Here is an 845-nt window from a genome sequence, read left to right as displayed (position 1 = left end):
GCATAACCACGCCTGCGCTGGTGGACCAGATTCTAGCCAGCCCGACGCACGTTGCCACCTGCAACAAGTTCGCTTATGAAATTAAAACGGGCAAACACAACAAAACCAACTCTCTCTCGGGCCTGCTGCTTACCATCCTAGGCATTAAGAAGGCTAGCAATGGGCCGTTATTCGACAAGGCCGCTAAAGCCCGCTAACTGTGGAGCCTGGTGCTCTGCCTCTCTCCTACTTACCAAATACGCGTTGCCAAAAGCCTTTGCGGGCTGGCTCTGACATACGGGCGGCTATGCCTTCGACAAGCTGGGTCAGCTGCTCTACCTGCACCTGCAAGTCGCGGGGACTAGCCGGCAGCTGCGATTGGGTGAGCTGGCCCTGACAGAACGAGCGCACGTCCTCGTTCACAAACTGGCCCATCGTCTTGCCGGCGCGCTGGGCGGTTTTCTCTACGATGGCCCGCGTTTCTATATCTACCCCCCGAATAGCCCAAAGGCCCGTATCTGGGGCTTTACGTGGCCTGCCCCCCTTGGCTTTGGGCTTAGCTGTGTTTTGTTCCGGTTCTGTTGTGGCCGTTTCAGCAGGCACTAAACTTAACTCCGGCTCTGTTGCCGCCAATTCAGGAAGTGTTGTGCTTAACTCGGGTTCTGTTGCGGCTCCTGCGGCGGGAGTTACACTTAACTCCGGTTTTGTTGCTCCCTTAGGCTGACTCATTGGGTTTTGTTAAACGTTTAGTTTAACAGCTAATGTAGCGCGTTGCAGTGAATTGGGTTTAGCGAAACAAAACCTTAGGTTTAGTTATTACAATGCAAAATGCTCTAAACCTGATTTTTACAATTAATCATTATGCG

The 845-nt window shown here is 52.8% G+C and carries 2 protein-coding genes; one reads left to right on the top strand and one right to left on the bottom strand.

Going from position 1 to position 845, the window contains the following annotated elements:
- Positions 1 to 197, top strand: a 197-nt coding sequence (locus ABD837_RS24840; RefSeq protein WP_345060032.1) for a hypothetical protein, incomplete at its 5' end; no start/stop codon positions are given.
- A gap of 28 nt (positions 198 to 225) precedes the next feature.
- On the opposite strand, the gene ABD837_RS24835 is transcribed toward ABD837_RS24840, so the two are convergent.
- The gene (locus tag ABD837_RS24835; RefSeq protein ID WP_345060029.1) at positions 226 to 414 is read right to left on the bottom strand and encodes a hypothetical protein; all 189 of its coding nucleotides are present in this window, start codon (positions 412 to 414) and stop codon (positions 226 to 228) included.
- Positions 415 to 845: the final 431 nt, after the last annotated feature.

Origin of the sequence: Hymenobacter glaciei (genome assembly GCF_039539585.1) — a bacterium.
Lineage (GTDB): Bacteria > Bacteroidota > Bacteroidia > Cytophagales > Hymenobacteraceae > Hymenobacter > Hymenobacter glaciei.
The sequence above is the reverse complement of the archived record's forward strand: the minus strand, read 5'-3'. Positions and strand labels throughout refer to the sequence as shown.

What these genes read in the sequence shown, in the direction of transcription:
- ABD837_RS24835 (WP_345060029.1), bottom strand. Translation starts at nt 414, where the DNA reads ATGGGCCAGTTTGTGAACGAGGACGTGCGCTCGTTCTGTCAGGGCCAG.